The 17347-nt window shown below is 48.6% G+C and carries 13 protein-coding genes and 1 CRISPR repeat array; of the genes, 11 read left to right on the forward strand and 2 right to left on the reverse strand.

What is annotated here, in order from left to right; all coding sequences use genetic code 11:
* The first annotated feature begins 161 nt into the window (after positions 1-161).
* The 7 genes from L6466_RS03435 to L6466_RS03465 are packed head-to-tail and all read left to right on the forward strand — an operon-like array spanning position 162 to position 9183.
* Positions 162-668 (forward strand): calycin-like domain-containing protein, encoded by a 507-nt coding sequence (locus L6466_RS03435; protein ID WP_091818851.1) that lies wholly within the window; start codon positions 162-164, stop codon positions 666-668.
* Positions 668-1333 (forward strand): HmuY family protein, encoded by a 666-nt coding sequence (locus L6466_RS03440; RefSeq protein WP_237813075.1) that lies wholly within the window; start codon positions 668-670, stop codon positions 1331-1333. Before L6466_RS03435 ends, L6466_RS03440 begins: the two co-directional genes overlap by 1 nt.
* 58 nt (positions 1334-1391) lie before the next feature.
* Positions 1392-3332, forward strand: a complete 1941-nt coding sequence (locus tag L6466_RS03445) for a TonB-dependent receptor plug domain-containing protein (protein ID WP_237802075.1) — start codon at positions 1392-1394, stop codon at positions 3330-3332.
* Between the two features lie 11 nt (positions 3333-3343).
* Positions 3344-7627, forward strand: coding sequence for a cobaltochelatase subunit CobN (locus tag L6466_RS03450; protein WP_431356518.1), 4284 nt, complete (start codon positions 3344-3346; stop codon positions 7625-7627).
* Between the two features lie 2 nt (positions 7628-7629).
* Positions 7630-8196 carry a hypothetical protein gene (locus tag L6466_RS03455; protein ID WP_237793338.1) on the forward strand — a complete coding sequence of 189 codons (567 nt, stop codon included), beginning with the start codon at positions 7630-7632 and terminating at the stop codon, positions 8194-8196.
* 20 nt (positions 8197-8216) lie between these two features.
* Positions 8217-8804 (forward strand): MotA/TolQ/ExbB proton channel family protein, encoded by a 588-nt coding sequence (locus L6466_RS03460; protein WP_237802073.1) that lies wholly within the window; start codon positions 8217-8219, stop codon positions 8802-8804.
* Positions 8805-8844: 40 nt separating this feature from the next.
* Positions 8845-9183, forward strand: a complete 339-nt coding sequence (locus L6466_RS03465) for a DUF2149 domain-containing protein (protein ID WP_091818846.1) — start codon at positions 8845-8847, stop codon at positions 9181-9183.
* Between the two features lie 128 nt (positions 9184-9311).
* Here L6466_RS03465 and L6466_RS03470 read toward each other — a convergent pair whose 3' ends face one another.
* Together L6466_RS03470 and L6466_RS03475 are read right to left on the reverse strand one after the other, a co-directional pair.
* Positions 9312-9407, reverse strand: a complete 96-nt coding sequence (locus L6466_RS03470; protein WP_176757075.1) for a smalltalk protein — start codon at positions 9405-9407, stop codon at positions 9312-9314.
* 210 nt (positions 9408-9617) lie between these two features.
* Positions 9618-10166, reverse strand: a complete 549-nt coding sequence (locus L6466_RS03475) for an HU family DNA-binding protein (RefSeq protein WP_237793336.1) — start codon at positions 10164-10166, stop codon at positions 9618-9620.
* A 563-nt stretch (positions 10167-10729) separates the two neighbouring features.
* On the opposite strand from L6466_RS03475, the gene L6466_RS03480 reads away from it, so the two are divergent.
* The 4 genes from L6466_RS03480 to L6466_RS03495 all read left to right on the forward strand — a co-directional run bounded on the left by L6466_RS03480 (position 10730) and on the right by L6466_RS03495 (position 17052).
* Entirely contained in the window at positions 10730-11098 is a 369-nt protein-coding gene (locus tag L6466_RS03480; RefSeq protein ID WP_237802072.1) for a hypothetical protein, read from the forward strand.
* Between the two features lie 331 nt (positions 11099-11429).
* Positions 11430-15092 (forward strand): type II CRISPR RNA-guided endonuclease Cas9, encoded by a 3663-nt coding sequence (cas9, locus tag L6466_RS03485; protein ID WP_237802071.1) that lies wholly within the window; start codon positions 11430-11432, stop codon positions 15090-15092.
* Positions 15093-15101: 9 nt separating this feature from the next.
* On the forward strand, positions 15102-15341 hold the full coding sequence (locus L6466_RS03490) for a CRISPR-associated endonuclease Cas1 (RefSeq protein ID WP_237802070.1): 240 nt from the start codon (positions 15102-15104) through the stop codon (positions 15339-15341).
* 234 nt (positions 15342-15575) lie between these two features.
* Positions 15576-16463: a CRISPR direct-repeat array (repeat unit 36 nt; unit sequence GTTGTGGTTTGATGTAGAAAAGAGATAAAAGACAAT).
* Positions 16464-16797: 334 nt separating this feature from the next.
* A complete protein-coding gene (locus L6466_RS03495; protein ID WP_143005831.1) occupies positions 16798-17052 on the forward strand; it encodes a hypothetical protein in 255 nt (84 codons plus the stop codon).
* The last annotated feature ends 295 nt before the right edge of the window (positions 17053-17347 follow it).

A 17347-nucleotide genomic window follows, 5' to 3' on the forward strand; every position in this document is an offset into this window, starting at 1 on the left:
TTTGATTAATACTATTAAATAATTATAGGTACGTGCTAGTGCGCGATGCTTAAAACCCTTAGTTTTAGGTATTGCGCACCTTTCTGTTTTGCCGTACCTTTGCACCCTGTAAACAAAGCAGATGTTTTTGGAATAACAAACCAATTAAATAATAACAAAAAATGAAAAAGATTCTGATTTCTATGGTAGCAGCTTTGGCGCTGCTCCCCGTGTTCACCTCGTGTTCTAACGATGACGACAACAAACCTGAGAAGACCGCCGCTCAGAGTGTAGAAGCAAACTATGTAGGTGGCACCTATGCCAACTGCAAGTACTTCCAGAACTATCAGCCCACAGAGAACGATACTGTATTTGTGAAGGCTACTCAGACAGCTGATGTTGCTACGCTGAGCTACACCTCAGCAACCTGGGGCGAGTTTACCTTTGAGGCTGTCAAGGTGACCAAGCAGAACGATGGTTCGTTCACGCTCGCTGGTGAGGGTAAGACCCTGATGCCCAGCATGAAGGGTGAGCCTAAGGAGTATGCCGCTACCTTCGAGGGTACCGTCAATGACGGCAAACTGGTGGCTACGTTCGACGTACCTGCCGTGATGGGTGGCACTACCGTACTGTTCAACCCTGCCGATTTCAAGGAAGTATTTGAAGCTGCTCAGAACAAAGATAAATAATGAGTATCAAAACATCATTACGCTTGCTGGGAATAGCCTCTATCGTGGGACTATTCTCAGCTTGCGATTTGTTGGAGAACGTGTATGACGACCCCGCGGTGGAGAAGCAGGAGGGACAGTACTATGTGGACGCCACCGACTATGCCCAGTGGGTGTACATCAACCTCCACACGCCTGTGCCCACCATCACCACCTCGACCATCAGTCTGGACGACCTCACGGAGACGGGTGCGCCTGAGGAGTGGGACATCGCCCACCACCGCTACGACGTGAAGACCAACGGTGCCAGCGTGATGATGACGCCCTATCACTCGATTGAAGCCCTGGAGCAGGCCGGACTGCCCAGCGAGGGTGAGTGGACTGCCGATGAGGAGAGTGAGCAATGCATCACCGTGGATATGTCGCACATGATGGAGGGCTACCTGGTGTATGCCCCTGGTCATAAGAACACGGTGATAGGACAATGGGTGGAGGTGGACACGAGTAACATGCCGCCCAACTACACCATGCACGACAACGTGATGTTGCTGCGCTTTGCCGACGGCACCTATGCCGCCATACAGTTGGCCAACTTTATGAGTACCGACAGCTATCAGGTGAAAGGCTGGATGACGGTGAACTATAAATACCCCGTAATTGAGGGTAAAGGGAATAGTGAAAAGTGAAAAATTTGCTTCCGCTTTAAAAAGGTAAAAGTGAAAAATACTACCGCACTCAAAAATAATGAAAAGTGAAATCATGATGATGGCCTTGTGCCTATGTAGCACGATGCAGGCCGCAACCGATCCTGCTGACAGCGTGCTGTGGAACGATGACCCGTTGAAGTTGCAGACCGTTGTGGTCACCGCCACCCGTACACCCAAGTCGCTGAAGGACATCCCTGTGGTGACGCGCGTCATCACGGGCGAGGACATCCGTAAGGCCGATGCCACCAATATCAAGGACATGCTGCAACAGGAGTTGCCAGGCTTGGAGTTTACCTATTCTATGGGTCAGCAGGTGCTGAACATGGGTGGCTACGACGGCAATAACATCCTGTTCCTGGTGGATGGCGAACGCATGGCGGGCGAGTCGATGGATAACATCGATTTCTCGCGTCTCAACCTCAACAGTATCGAGCGCATTGAGATTGTCAAGGGTGCCGCCTCTACGCTCTACGGCTCGTCGGCGATGGGTGGCGTCATCAATATCATCACCAAGGGTCCGTCGGACACGTGGAGCGCCAACCTCAACACCCGTTACGAGGGTGCTACCAAGGAGTGGCGCCACGGCGGAAGTGCCGATTTCAACATGGGTAAACTGAACTCGCTCACTACCTTCCAGATGACCCGTTCAAAGGCGCTGGATCTGGGCGAGGAGTCGTCGCTGCCCACCTATGGCGGACGCTCGTACAACGTGAAGGAACGCCTTGTCTGGCAACTGCGCCACGACCTGTCGCTGACGGGCCGACTGGGTTATTTCTTCCGCGAGAGGGAGTCGGGCGAGGTGAGTCATGAGCGCTATCGCGACCTCAGCGACGGGTTGAAGATGAACTGGAGCATCACGCCCCAGCAGCACCTCGAGGTGGGCTACAGCTTCGACCAGTATGACAAGTCGGACCTGAACCTTCTGACGCATAAGGACCTGCGCGACTACTCCAATCGTCAAAACGTGGCACGCGCCGTCTATAATTGTCAATTGTCAATTATGAATTCTCAATTAACTCTGGGTGCCGACTTCATGAACGACTACCTGATGACCTATCAGTTTGCCGCCGATAATAACCATCGGTCGCAAAACAGCTACGACGCCTTCCTGCAATGGGACTATGCCCCCACGGAGCAATGGGAGGTTATCGGCGGACTGCGTTACGACTACTTCTCGGCTGCCGCGAAGGGTATGCCCACGTGGAAACTGGCGGGCATGTGGAAGAGCGGACACAACAGTCTGCGGGCCTCCTACGCCTCAGGCTTCCGTGCCCCCTCGCTCAAGGAACTCTATATGGACTTCTTCATGGGAGGCATCTTCATGATCTATGGTAATCCTGACCTGAAATGCGAGACCAACCATAACCTGTCGCTCTCGTGGACCAACTACGGTTCGATTACCAGCAACCTGAAATACTGCCTGACGGCCACCGGCTATTACAACTTCTTCAGCAACTATATCACCACGGCAACGGTGGTGCGCGACGGGAAGAGTGGACAGATGTATACCAACATTGCCAACCAGCAGATAGCTGGGGCCGACGTCAACGCACAGCTTCATCATCACAACGGCTTTGGCGCCAGGGTGTCGTATGCCTTCACCAGGAATATCGTGAAGAAGGGACAGCCCGACCTTACTGCTGCCCGTCCACACTCGCTCACTTGGCGTGCCGACTACGACCATCAGTTTACTAAGAACTACGGACTCTACGTGTCGCTCTCAGGCCGGTTCCTCTCGGCTGTCAACGTGACGGAGTATACTTCCAGTACGCTCGACGAGATGACCAAGACCCACTACGACGGCTATGCCATCTGGAAGTTATCGCTCTCACAGCGCTTCATGAAAGGCATCACGCTCAACTGTGCCGTCGACAACCTGTTTAACTATCAGCCCAAGACCTATGCCGCCAACTCGCCTGTCACGTTGGGCACAACGCTGACGCTTGGCCTTTCTATTGATATCAATAAAATGCTATGAACAGAATCAAAATCAAGAAGAAATACATCTTTTTAGGCCTCCTCGCCGCTGTCCTCGTCTTCATCCTGACGGCCTGCTGGCGCACCATGTGCAGTAGGACGGATGTGGCCTTTGTCAACTACCAGGTCATCACGCTGGGCGAGATTTCGAAGGCCAACGACAATAGTTTTATCCGCCTGCATGTGGCACCCCTCGATGATATCGACTCGTGGAGTGACTACGATGCCGTTGTGATCAACGGTATGGGACTGCGCATCACGGAGGAACAGCGCCAGCAGATCCAGACGCTGGCCGATAAGGGATTACCCATCCTGACCACCGCCGTGACGAACCCTGCGAATAATATCGTGAGCATGGACGAGTGGGATGCTGACTCGCTGAAGCAGTACCTCTCGGCGGGTGGAGCGAAGAACTACCGCAGTTTTCTGAACTACCTGCGCAACGAGGTGGACGGCAAACTCTTCTTCCTCGACGAGGTGGAGCCTGTGGAGGAACAGGAGGCTGAACTCTTCTATCACCTGGGTGCGCCCCACCAGGGCAATGCCCCACGTATCCTTATTACAGGGTTGATGGGCGATGCTACCGACCTGATTGCGGCCCTCGAGGCATCAGGCGATGTGGTGTATGCCACCCGCGACCTGAACACGCTCATCAAAACCCACGCCATCGACAGCATCCAGCCATCGGCCATCATCAACATGGCGCACGGACGATTGGGTGATGCGGCGGTCGACTATCTGAAAGCGCAGAATATCCCCCTGTTCTCTACCGTCAACGTGAACCGCATGACGGAGGAGTGGGAGAATGACAAGCAAGGCATGCAGGGCGGCTTCCTGTCGCAGAGCATCATCACCCCTGAGATAGACGGCATGATTCGTCCCTTCGTACTTTTCGCCATCCGCGAGGGCAAGGACGGACTGCCTGAGGCCTATACCATCCCTGAACGACTCACGACGTTTGTGAAAGCTGTCAACAAGCACCTGGCGCTGAAGACCATCAGTAACAAGGACAAGAAGGTGGCCATCGTCTATTTCAAGGGTCCTGGTTCTAACGCTCTCACGGCTTCAGGACTCGAGGTGGTTCCCTCGCTCTATAACCTCTTGGTCAGGATGCGAGAGGAGGGCTATACTGTAAAAGACCTGCCCTCATCGGCCGAGGCACTCGACGCCCTTATCCAGCACTCTGGCAGCGTGTTTGGCACCTATGCCGAGGGTGCTCAGGCCAAGTTCCTCAACGAGGGACAGCCGCAGCTCATCACCAAGCACGACTTCAACACGTGGACCAAGGCGCTCTTCACCAAGGAGATGCACGACGAGATGCTGCGTGTCAACGGACAGTATCCTGGTCATTACCTGGCGAAGGATGCCGAGACGCTGGGCCTGCCCGTTATTCGTCTGGGAAATATCGTACTGATGCCGCAGATGCCTGCCGGAACGGGTAGCGACTCGTTCAAGATGGTGCACGGCACGGAGACGGTTCCGCCATATCCCTATATCGCCCAGTACCTGTGGCTGCAGGAGGGTTTCAAGGCCGATGCCCTCATCCATTTCGGTACCCACGGCTCATTGGAATATACCCCTGGCAAACAGGTGGCGCTGTCGCAGAACTGCTGGAGCGACCGCCTCGTGGGCACCTTGCCGCATTTCTATCTCTATACTATCAGTAATGTGGGCGAGGCCATGATAGCCAAGCGTCGCACCTATGCCTCGCTGGTGTCGTATCTCACGCCGCCCTTCATGGAGAGCAACCTGCGCGGACTGTACAGTCAGTTGAGTGCTGCCATCGAGGCCTACGACAAGGCTCCCAGCGACAAGGCATCGCTGGCCGTGAAAGCCCTCACCATCCAGATGGGTATCCATCGCGAATTGCACCTCGACTCCGTGAAGACCAAGCCCTATACCGAGGCTGAGGTGGCCCGCATCGAGGCCTTTGCTGAGGAGTTGATGAACGAGAAGATCACGAGTAAGTTCTATACCCTGGGCGTGCCCTACGAGCAGGACCGCATCCAGTCGTCCGTCTTCGCCATGGCCACAGAGCCCATCGCCTATAGTCTCCTGGCACTCGACAAGATGCAGCATCGTGCCGCGGCCGATACCGAGAAGCATCCCTCGCTCTTCACCGCCCGCTATCTGAATCCCGCCAAGGCGCTGGTAGCCAGACTGCTCAGTCGTCAGGGTGAGGTGACGGAGACCGAGGTCTGTCAGATAGCCCATATCACCACATCCGACCTGCATCGCGCCCACCATATCGACTCTATTCTTGCGGCTCCCCAGCAGATGATGTCGATGATGATGACGATGGGAACAAAGACCCACCCTTCACCCTCCCTGAAGGGAGGGAAAAATAGTCCTGCTATGAAGAAAAACAAGATGCCAGGTAACCACTCCCTCCCTGCAGGGAGGGCAGGGGGAGGGTCTTCTATGAGTCCCAAGAAAGCCCTGGCCATGGCCAAGATGATGGGTGCCACCCCTGAACAGTTGAAGAAGATGAAGGAGGCCATGATGGGCAAGAAAGGCACAACGGACAAGCATACCGACAGCAAGATGCAGCATATGTCGCCCGCCATGCAGGCCATCGTCGACAAGGTGGCTGAGGCTGGTATGCTCTCCAAGCAGGATAAGGACTTTTCCCGTGCCGTACTCGAGGTGGAGCGCACCATTCGCAATGTGGGCAACTACCGCACAGCTCTGCTTACGTCGCCTGCTATCGAGATAACGAGTATGCTCAACGCCCTGCGTGGCGGCTATACGGCGCCCTCACCTGGTGGCGACGTGATCAGTAACCCCAATGCCGTGCCTACGGGGCGCAACCTCTACGGCATCAATGCCGAGACCTGTCCTACGGAACAGGCCTGGGAGAAGGGTAAGGAACTGGCCGAGAACACCATCCGCCTGTATCGTGAGCGCCATCACGACAGCATCCCCCGCAAGGTGAGCTACACGCTGTGGTCCAGCGAGTTCATCGAGACGGGTGGCGCCACCATCGCCCAGTGTCTCTATCTGCTTGGCGTAGAACCCATCCGCGACGCCTTTGGTCGTGTCACGGACATCCGCCTGATTCCCTCGAAGGAACTGGGTCGCCCACGTATCGATGTGGTGGTGCAGACCTCAGGACAGTTGCGCGACCTGGCTGCCTCGCGCCTGTTCCTCATCACCCGTGCCGTCGAGATGGCTGCACAGGCTGAGGACAAAGACTATCAAAATATGGTGGCACAGGGCGTGAAGGAAGCCGAGCGTGTGCTGGTGGAAAAAGGTTTGTCGCCCAAGGAAGCCCGTGAGGTGAGTACCCATCGTGTGTTTGGTGGTGTCAACGGCAACTACGGCACTGGCATCCAGGGCATGACGATGGCCAGCGACCGTTGGGAAAACGAGTCGGAACTGGCCGAGGTCTATCTCAACAATATGGGTGCCTACTATGGTAAGGAAGACCAGTGGGAGGACATGCGCCAGTATGCCTTCGAGGCTGCCCTGGCCAATACCGATGCCGTCATCCAGCCGCGCCAGTCTAACACCTGGGGCGCCCTGTCGCTCGACCACGTCTATGAGTTTATGGGCGGCATGAACATGGCCGTACGCAACGTTACGGGTAAGGAGCCTGATGCCTACCTCTCCGACTATCGCAACCGCAATCATGCCAGGATGCAGGAGGTGAAGGAGGCCATCGGCGTCGAGAGTCGCACCACACTCTTCAACCCCACCTATATCAAAGAGAAGATGCAGGGTGGCGCCAGCGATGCCAACACCTTTGTCGAGTTGGTTCAGAATACCTACGGATGGAACGTGATGAAGCCCGAGGCTATCGACAACGAGATGTGGGACGGCATCTATGATACTTACGTCAAGGACCAGTACAACCTGGACACGCGCGCCTTCTTCGAACAGAAGAACCCTGCCGCCCTGCAGGAGATGACGGCCGTGATGATGGAGTCGGCCCGCAAGGGCTACTGGAAGGCCAGCGACGCCCAACTCAAGGATATAGCCCAACTGCATACCGAGTTGGTGAAGAAATATGGCGCCAGCGGTTCGCAGATGGTGAGCGACAATCAGAAGTTGCAGGACTTCATCGCCCATAAGGTGGATGCCACAACAGCAAAAGCCTATCAGCAACAGATCAGCGAGGTGCGCCACGAGCAGGTGAGCAATCAGAACAGTCAGGTGCTGAAGAAGGAGGAAATGTCCTCTGCCAGCACCACTACTACGATTGTCAACAGCGTGGCTGTGGTTGCCATCGCCGTAGTCTTTATCATCCTGATAGCGCTGCTGGTGCGTCGCCGTCGTCAAAACATGAGTGAATAGGCATGGAGGCAGTACTTCTCATCATGATATTCCTGGTCTGCTTCAACTTCGTGCTGAAGCAGACCTACCGCAAACCGTGGTATGTGCTGGCCAGCGCCGTGGTGTGCGCCCTGTTCGTGGTCGTGGCGTGGCCGTGGGCCATCGAGCAGAGCAAGAGTCAGTTGCACGACTGGCTCAACAATCCCAAGCTGATGCTCGATACGGCCGTCGTCCTCAGCATTGAGGTGATTATCCAGATGGCATACTGCATCCTGGCTGTCCACCTGGCCTATACGGGTAGGGTGCGCCGCCGCACCGTCTGGCTCTATCGCCTGCTGCGCTGGTTTCCTGGCTTGCTCATCTTTCCCGTGCTGTTCTACATCGAGACACAAGGCATGTTCCTCTTCACGGGTGCCGATTTCCAGGTGGTAGCCTACGGGCTGGCCGCCTGCGTCTTCATCCTTGTTCCTGTGCTCACCTGGGGCGTCCGATGGCTCGTCCCCGAGAAAGAGTTGCGCCTCGAGGTCTTTTTCCTCTCTAATGCGCTCATCGCCATCCTTGGCATCATTGCCACCGTCAACGGAAGATAAACAAATACAAACAAAACGATATGAATTACATTACCGACATTCTTTATTGGATTTCCACAGGCCTGCTGGTGCCTGTCATCGTGTTGCTCATCCTGCTGTTCTGTCGTGCCCTGCTGCTCATCGGCACCTTCTTTGGCCAGTATGTGGCCGTGCGTAAGACCGAGGCCCTGCTCAAGAGCGAGTTCGACGCGCTCAGTCAGGACAACCTTGCCACCCTGGCCGACCGTCTGCCCAAGAGTGACAAGTCGCTGGTGGTGCGCTATATCCGCCTGATGATGGACCATCGTGACAGCGAGGCGCATCTGCAGAAGTTGCTCTCTGATTTCGACCTCGCCGCCGCTGCCGACCTGGCCACCAGTAAGACCCTGGCCAAGATGGGCCCTATGCTTGGCCTCATGGGCACGCTCATTCCTATGGGTCCTGCCCTCGTGGGACTCTCTACAGGCGACATTGCCTCGATGGCCTACAACATGCAGGTGGCCTTCGCTACCACCGTCGTGGGCCTCTTCTCTGCCGCCATCGGCTTCATCACGGGTCAGGTCAAGACGCGCTGGTATCGTCATGATAGCGTGAATCTGCAGTTCCTGGCGGATCTTTTGGTACATTAAACATTAAAGATTAAACATTAAAGATTAAACATTAAACATTATGCTGAAAAGAAGAAATAAATCGATGCTTGCGGAGGCCGAGGACGACGACCCCATGTCGGTGGTCAGCAACCTGTTTGATGTGGCGATGGTCTTTGCCCTCGCCCTGATGGTGGCCCTCGTCAGCCGTTACAACATGACCGAGATGTTCTCGCAGGAGGACTTTACCATGGTGAAGAACCCAGGCAAGGACAACATGGAGATTATCACCAAGGAGGGACAGAAAATCAACCGCTACACGCCCAGCGACGACCAGTCGAATGCCGACGGCACCAAGGGCAAGCGCGTGGGCGTGGCCTACGAACTGGACAACGGTGAGATTATTTATGTGCCGGAGTAGGGAGGTGAAAGTTGAAAGTTGAAAATGAAACCAAAAAGAGGGCTGACGTAAAATGTCAGTCCTCTTTGCTTTTACTTTTTTACCTTTTCTTCTTAATGTTTCATGTTTAATGTTTAATGTTTAATGTATCACATGCAGCTGGTCACGCCCAGTGCCGTTGCGATGGCCGACAGCACACTAATGGCTGTCTGGATTGCGAATTTCCAAAATGTCTTGTTCTTCATGGTATTAATGTTTTGATTTACTCTGATAGATTATTAATTTCACGCTGATTATTTATTGTCGCACAGATAACACAGATGACACGGATATTTTTTCTAAAGAAAAACTTTAGGCTATGATTACAAGAATGACACTGGTATAAACAATTCGCTTCAGCGAATTAAAATCTGTGCAATCTGCGAAATCTGTGCGACCTAAACTCTGCGCGAGGCTTAAGGATTGACGGGGCCGCCGCCGTTGCCTGATTCGGAGCTAGAACTGCCGCCGCCGTTCTCCGTGTTTCCGTTGTTCCCTGACTCCGTGTTTCCGCTATCCGGGTCTTCCACTTCGCCCGATGTTGAGGTGACGCGCTTCACCTCGTTACCGTCTCGGTCGAAACAGGTGATCTGGATGGCGGTCTTTGCCAGCTCCTCCTTCAGGTCTGTGTCGGGCGTGAAGATGATGCGGCGACTGGTGATCAGCTCTGCCTTTACCTCGTTCACGGTCTCTACGCTCTTGGCACGCAGACCGAAGCGCATGGTACCCAGTCCAGGCAGTGCCACCGAGTGACCTTCCGTTGCCCATGCCTTGATGACATCGCCGGCTGCATCCCAGCAAGCCTGCATCACGCCTCGGCTCACACCACTGCGAAGGGCAGCCTCCTTAATTACCTTGTCCTGTGTGAGGGCGGTGTACAACTCAGGCATCATCACGTAGCGATACTTACCAGCGTAGGTGCCTACCTTCTGCAACTGTTCTTTTGCTTTTACTTTCATTGACATAATCTAAATGTGTTTTAAATGGATTGTAAATTGTTAAATATTTTCTTTTGCGTCAATTTCCGGTTCAAATACGCCTTCGTGCTTCCAAACTTCCTCGTGCACTAGGAAAATTTTTCTCGCTAACTAGAGCGTTATTTTTCCCCTTCGTATTGACAATGCAAAGGTACGAAAAATATCTGAGACTGTCAAAAAAATATCCAAAAAACAGCCATTTTTGAGGGGTATTTTTCGGGCTAAAAATGCAAAAAATAAAAAAGGTAGGAGAGCGTGTAATGATGGTTCGATTATGCCGTTATGCTTTATGACTTATGACTTTTTGGTGTTTCTAAAAATGAAAGTACTAAAAACATATTATTATATATATTATAATATATATAATAATATGAATAATATATTATATAAATATTGATTTTATCTAGACTTCCTCTTTACCAGTTATTTTTTAGCAAAAAGTCATAAGTCATAAGTCATAACGTCATGTTTTTGACTTTTTGCTAAAGAATTATTTGGTTATGTTAGATTTTATGGTTATCTTTGCATCACATAAACACTAAAGACCAAGAATGAGGAGCAAAGGTAGCATATATATTGTATTGAAGCACAAAGCCTTTACCCTCTGTGGCGCGGCTTTTTGCGCTGGCATGCTACTATGCACGACTGCCAGTTGCGAGAAAGATGTTGTAGTCCGCTACGAGGAGATGAAAGGATATTATAAAGAGTCACAGAAGCTTTGCTGGCAAGAAGATAAAGATAGCGTAAATCGCTTCACAAGAAAGTTTCATAGTTTTGTGTGGACTCATCCCCAGGCTAATGAAGACCCCCTCTATCCCAAAATATTGGAAAATATTATTTCAGCTACCTACGGAACCCTTATTGTGGATCTCGATGCTGAGGACTGGGGTGATACTATCAGAATTGGTTTTGAATTTTAAGTGAGATGAAAGATATATAGACCTGATGTCCTGGCAAAGACTTGAAGGGCTGAAAGGCCTTAGAGATATAGTTACTAGAACTCAAAATAATTGTAAGGTCCCCCTGCTGGGATGTGAAGTTCGACAGGGATTTTGAAGAAAACAAAAATGCCCTCCGAAGAGGGCATATAGGATAAAATCCTTCGGCATATAGCCTTATTGTGATAAGATGTAGAAAATCTTACGTGGCAAAGGTAGGTAATAATTGCGAAATAACAAAATTTTTTGGCGATAATAATTGTTTTCATCACTTTTTTGTATTTTTGTGCTTGAAAACAAAAAAACTATAGATATGAAAAGGATTCTTGGTATTGATACTGGTACAAATAGCCTTGGTTGGGCTGTTGTGGATAAGAATAATGATAGATTATATTCTTTAGTCCGCAAAGGTAGCTTAATCTTTCAAGAAGGAGTTAAGATAGAAAAGGGAATAGAATCATCAAAAGCTGCCGATAGGACATCCCATCGTGCGCTCAGAAAGCAATATTTCCGTAGAAGACTTAGGAAAATAGAGGTTCTCAAGGTTCTTGTTGATTTCGGATGGTGTCCATATCTGTCTCCTGAGGCTCTGCACCAGTGGCATGTAAAGAAGGTATATCCAATGGATGATGCCTTCATCTCTTGGCAACGAACCAATGATAATCTAGAGGAGAATCCATATTATTACAGACATATCTGTCTCCATGAACAGTTAGACCTGAACAAAGAGTCAGACAGATATATCCTTGGAAGAGTTATGTATCACCTGGCCCAGCGAAGGGGATTTCTCAGTAATCGTTTGGATCAGGGAAACGAAGACGAGACGGGAAAGGTGAAGGAAGCCATATCCTCATTGTCAAAGAGTATGGCGGATGCCGGATGTGAGTTCCTGGGCGATTACTTCTATAAGATATATAAGGAAAAGGGCAATACGGAAAGAATACGCACGCACTACACCGACCGTGAGGAGCATTATAAGAAAGAATTCTATGCAATCTGCCAACAGCAGAACCTTTCCGATAAGCAGATTGAAACCTTAGAGAAAGCATTGTACTTCCAACGACCATTGAAGAGTCAGCGACAAGGTGTGGGCAAATGTACCTTCGAGCCAAAGAAACCTCGTGTAGCTGATTCACATCCCGCTTTTGAGATGTTCAGGATGCTGTCGTTTGTGAACAACATCAAGATAAAAGGCCCTCATGATGTAGAATTGCGTCCTCTTTCAATTGAAGAATTCGAGAAAGCAAAACCAATGTTCTTCAGAAAGAGTAAGCCTCAGTTTGACTTCGAAGACATAGCTAAGGCCATTGCAGGCAGGGGAAACTATCAGTATATCAAAGAGGAGGGCGACAGGGCGTATAAGTTCAACTATCGAATGACGCAGAGCGTGACAGGTTGCCCTACCATCGCTAACCTTATGTCTGTCTTTGGCGATGATTATGTCTCGGCCATTGCAGAGCGATATACATTATCAGATGGTAAAACACCAAGCCAGATGGTTAATGATGTCTGGAATGTCCTCTATAGTTTCAGCGATAAGGATAAGGTTATGCAATGGGGTAAGGATAAACTCCAATTAGATGACGAAGAGGCTGAGAAATTCTCAAAGATTAGACTTACACATAGCTTTGCTTCACTTAGTTTGTCAGCTGTCAATAAGATTCTCCCTTGGCTAGAACAAGGTCTTATCTATTCACATGCCGTGTTGATGGCTAAGGTTCCCGATATTGTAGGTGAGGGAGTGTGGAAGAGTAGAGGAGAATCAATAACGAAAGAACTGCTTTCTCTGATATCTAATTTTAATCCCCATGATATTTCAATGCAGGGAACATTAGATCTCTGCATTAAGGATATCCTGAAGGATATGTGCGAATTGGAGCCGGGTGCAGCCGAAAAGCTATATCATCCCTCTATGATAGAAACGTACCCTGATGCCAAGAAGAATGCGCAAGGTATATACCAATTAGGCTCACCAAGAACAAATGCTGTGCGCAATCCTATGGCCATGCGTTCACTCCATCAATTAAGAAAGGTGGTAAACGCATTGCTTCGCGATGGCACTATCGATAGTCAGACGGAAGTGCATATTGAATACGCTCGCGAGTTGAACGATGCCAACAAACGTAAGGCGATAGCCCAATGGAATAAAGACAGGGAAAATCTGCGAAAGAAGTATGCTGAGGATATCCGTACGCTGTACAAGCAAGAATGCAAAAAGGATATCACCCCAACGGACGACGATATCATAAAGTTCCAACTCTGGGAAGAGCAAAACCATATTTGTCTCTATACTGGTGAATCAATAGGAATCTGTGATTTTATAGGACCTAACCCCAGTTTCGACATAGAACATACCATCCCACGTAGTGTTGGCGGCGACAGCACACTTGAGAACATGACATTGTGTTCCAGCAAGTTCAATCGCGAGGTGAAAAAAGCTAAGCTACCCACTCAATTGTCAAACTATGATGATATCATGGCGAGACTTGCTGAATGGCGCACTAAGATTGATAACCTTCGTAAGAATGTAGACCGCGTGAAGACTCATTCTGGCATGGACAAGGCTGTTAAAGACCGCCTGATTCAAAAACGCCATCTGCTAAAACTGGAGCTCGACTATTGGGTTGGCAAATACAAGCGTTTCCAAATGGAGGAAGTACCTGAGGGCTTCGCTCGCAGACAAGGTGCTGGCATTGGTCTTGTTGGTAAATATGCTGGATTGTATCTGAAATCCTTGTTCCATAAGGCCGACGATAGAAGTAAGAGTAATGTGCGTGTGGTTAAAGGAACCACCACGGCAGAATATAGAAAGATGTGGGGTATACAGGATGAATACGAGAAGAAGTCTCGCGACAATCATGTACACCATTGCATCGATGCCATCACTATTGCCTGCATAGAGCCAGGAGAATATAATGCCACAGCAAGGTATTATCAGCAACTGGAGGAGTACGAAAGAACGAATGCAAACAAACCTTCGTTCCCCAAACCGTGGCCAACCTTCACAGAGGATATTAAGGCCATCGCTCAAGAAATGTTGGTTGTTCATAGTACGCCTGATAATATGCCCAAGCGTGCCCGTAAATATGTTCAGACTTCCAATGGCAAGAAACTCGCCCTAGGCGACTCAGCCCGTGGCTCGTTGCATAACGACACCTATTATGGAGCCATAGAGCGCGATGGGGAAATCAGATATGTGGTTCGCAGACCTATCAGTTCATTTGAGAAGGTATCTGATATTGAGGGTATCGTAGATGATGCTGTGAAAGAGATTGTCAAGAAGGCTGTTGAGAAAAAAGGACTCAAACAAGCAGTGTCTGAGCCGATATATATGAATGAAGGAAAAGGAATTCGTATAAACAAGGTTCGATGCTATGTGTCTGGTTCTATTGCTGGAAAGATAATTGATGTCAGAGACCAGCGCGACAAATCGAACCAAAAATACAAAAGGCGATATTATGTGGAAAACGGAGATAATTACGCCATGGCTATATATGAAGGCCTAAAAGGAAAGAAGTTATGCCGCGAATACGATCTCGCAAATTTGCTCGATGCTTCTACATACTATAATGACAAAACAGAAGATTCACTATTGCCAGTTAAATATGTGAAAGATAATCTTGTATTACCTATAAAGTATAGGTTATTTAAAGGTTTGCATGTTATATTGTATGAGAATTCGCCAGAGGAGATTAATTTTCGAAATGCAAAAGATATAGTGCCACGACTGTATATTATAACGGGCTTGTCGACATCCAGTACTACGACTGGAGGCAAAACTTATAAATATGGTATGGTATCATTGAAACATACTCAGGAAGCAAAACCCAGTTCTGAGTGTAAGGAAAAGAAAGGTACATTTAAGAACGGAGAGGAATACAGAGAAAAAATTGTTATGAATCACAATCAGTTTAATGCACTGATTGAGGGCGTTGACTTCAAAATCAATGTCCTTGGTGAAATAGAGTTGCTATAATACAGAGCGATGCTGAAGCGTACACTTGTTTTTTCTAGCCCAATGATTCTTTCTCTGAAGAATCAGCAACTTGTGCTTGCATATAAGGATTCTCCTGATGAAAAGCAGACTGTCCCCATCGAAGATGTTGGCGTTGTCTTGTTAGAACATCAGCAGACGTCCGTCACCTTGCCCTTGCTAAATGCTTTAGCAGAAAACGAGGTGCAGGTTGTGATATGTAATAGCAAGAGAATGCCAAGTGCACATTAAGAGAGTCAAGAGTTTTACCCCGGAAAAGGGACATGTGAGCGTTCTTTCAATTACTGATAAACAATACTCTAACATCATTCATATATGGGGATCCGTGGAGAAAAAATCCAGGCCAACCCCATTACAGATAGAATTTTTTTAGTAATTTTGCAAAGAAAAGGCATCAAAATTGGCCACTTCGTGAATGACATACGTATAGCAAATGCTTATAAATAAGCAAGTTATAAAGTACACGTTGTGGTTTGATGTAGAAAAGAGATAAAAGACAATGTGCTGACCGTGCCTCATATCACGGCCGAGTTGTGGTTTGATGTAGAAAAGAGATAAAAGACAATATGTGCGCACAGGTTATATCTTGTATAATAGTTGTGGTTTGATGTAGAAAAGAGATAAAAGACAATACAATAAGACCCACCGAAACGAAAAAGCAGTTGTGGTTTGATGTAGAAAAGAGATAAAAGACAATAAACCAGGTTTACACCAGTACCAATTAAGGGTTGTGGTTTGATGTAGAAAAGAGATAAAAGACAATGATTGATTGGAATTAACATCTTTGCATTAGTTGTGGTTTGATGTAGAAAAGAGATAAAAGACAATAGCACTGTATTGTATCACAGCCATTAATAGGTTGTGGTTTGATGTAGAAAAGAGATAAAAGACAATACGACATATCGTGTCTGTCGGCCTTCTCCGTTGTGGTTTGATGTAGAAAAGAGATAAAAGACAATATGGAGATAAGAGAGCTGGGCGATCACCTGTTGTGGTTTGATGTAGAAAAGAGATAAAAGACAATCAAGGGCAACTGTTTCAAGTGCTTCAAGTGGTTGTGGTTTGATGTAGAAAAGAGATAAAAGACAATAGGATTCACGATGCTGCCGTCGGCCTTCAGTTGTGGTTTGATGTAGAAAAGAGATAAAAGACAATCACGGCTGACGAATTGCGCAAGCGTTACAAGTTGTGGTTTGATGTAGAAAAGAGATAAAAGACAATCCGACGTGGTGATGCGCATGATCAACCAAGGTTGTGGTTTGATGTAGAAAAGAGATAAAAAACAATAAAGGTTCTTGTCAGTAGCGCGTCCATCATGTTGTGGTTTGATGTAGAAAAGAGATGAAGAATAGGATGGCAGGTGATAGAGTCACTTATGCCATCCTTGTCTCCATCAATTTCATCCTCTCTATTCATCCATTTACGAACAATATTAGTCAATATTTAGAAAAGTGCGATGTGAATCGCTAATTCATTTGAAATAAATTTTGGTGCGTAAGGAAAATTTGCACCCAGAAGATAGTCCTTTGCAACTGAACGGTTACGTGGTACGTAGCTCACTCGCGTAGGTTGTACGGGACTGTTTTTTTATATTTTTTTGACAGAATATTCTTTTATGTGAAGAGTTCTTTGTACCTTTGCATTTCGTATGAAAACAAGCAGTAAAGGCGATATAACCGCAGAACTAATGTTATTAAAAACACTGGAAGGTGCAGCCTTCGGTGCTAAGTTGAAAGAGATTGCTGGCAGGAAAGAATTTCACGCTTTGCTTGATAATCCATTCATCTATACGGTTGGAGGCGAGCAGGATGATGATTATCCTTCGCTCCTCATGGCGGCACGCAAAGCTGTAGAACATGGTTATCGTGTTTATATTTTGCCTAATCCTCATGGCGTAAAGACTCCTCAGAAGATTTGCCCTATCATCACGATTCTATGCTGATTTCAAGAAATTGTATGAAAAATAAAAAGTCACCCAAAGGTGACTTTTTAAATGGAGCAGGGTCGATGAAGGCTTACTCCTCTCGGCATTCTCAGCCCCTAGGGCCTCACATGTTTACCGGATAGCCAGAACATAAATTCTGACGCTGCAAAGATAAGTATTATTTCTGAAAGTTCCAAAAGAAACGCCAAGTTTTTTGTAGTTTTCCCTAAAAACGCTCCTTTTTAGTGCTTTTTAATCATTACCTTCGCATTCCCTAATCATAGCGTGTTGTATCATTGATGCAGCACGCTCT

Origin of the sequence: Prevotella communis (assembly GCF_022024175.1) — a bacterium.
Taxonomy (GTDB): Bacteria; Bacteroidota; Bacteroidia; order Bacteroidales; family Bacteroidaceae; genus Prevotella; species Prevotella communis.

Excerpts from the sequence above, each read along its gene's own strand:
- cas9 (WP_237802071.1), top strand. The coding sequence starts at position 11,430 with ATGAAAAGGATTCTTGGTATTGATACTGGTACAAATAGCCTTGGTTGG.
- L6466_RS03465 (WP_091818846.1), top strand. The coding sequence starts at position 8,845 with ATGCTGAAAAGAAGAAATAAATCGATGCTTGCGGAGGCCGAGGACGAC.
- L6466_RS03475 (WP_237793336.1), bottom strand. The coding sequence starts at position 10,166 with ATGTCAATGAAAGTAAAAGCAAAAGAACAGTTGCAGAAGGTAGGCACC.
- L6466_RS03460 (WP_237802073.1), top strand. The coding sequence starts at position 8,217 with ATGAATTACATTACCGACATTCTTTATTGGATTTCCACAGGCCTGCTG.
- L6466_RS03490 (WP_237802070.1), top strand. The coding sequence starts at position 15,102 with ATGCTGAAGCGTACACTTGTTTTTTCTAGCCCAATGATTCTTTCTCTG.
- L6466_RS03495 (WP_143005831.1), top strand. The coding sequence starts at position 16,798 with ATGTTATTAAAAACACTGGAAGGTGCAGCCTTCGGTGCTAAGTTGAAA.
- L6466_RS03480 (WP_237802072.1), top strand. The coding sequence starts at position 10,730 with ATGAGGAGCAAAGGTAGCATATATATTGTATTGAAGCACAAAGCCTTT.
- L6466_RS03440 (WP_237813075.1), top strand. The coding sequence starts at position 668 with ATGAGTATCAAAACATCATTACGCTTGCTGGGAATAGCCTCTATCGTG.
- L6466_RS03470 (WP_176757075.1), bottom strand. The coding sequence starts at position 9,407 with ATGAAGAACAAGACATTTTGGAAATTCGCAATCCAGACAGCCATTAGT.
- L6466_RS03455 (WP_237793338.1), top strand. The coding sequence starts at position 7,630 with ATGGAGGCAGTACTTCTCATCATGATATTCCTGGTCTGCTTCAACTTC.
- L6466_RS03435 (WP_091818851.1), top strand. The coding sequence starts at position 162 with ATGAAAAAGATTCTGATTTCTATGGTAGCAGCTTTGGCGCTGCTCCCC.
- L6466_RS03445 (WP_237802075.1), top strand. The coding sequence starts at position 1,392 with ATGAAAAGTGAAATCATGATGATGGCCTTGTGCCTATGTAGCACGATG.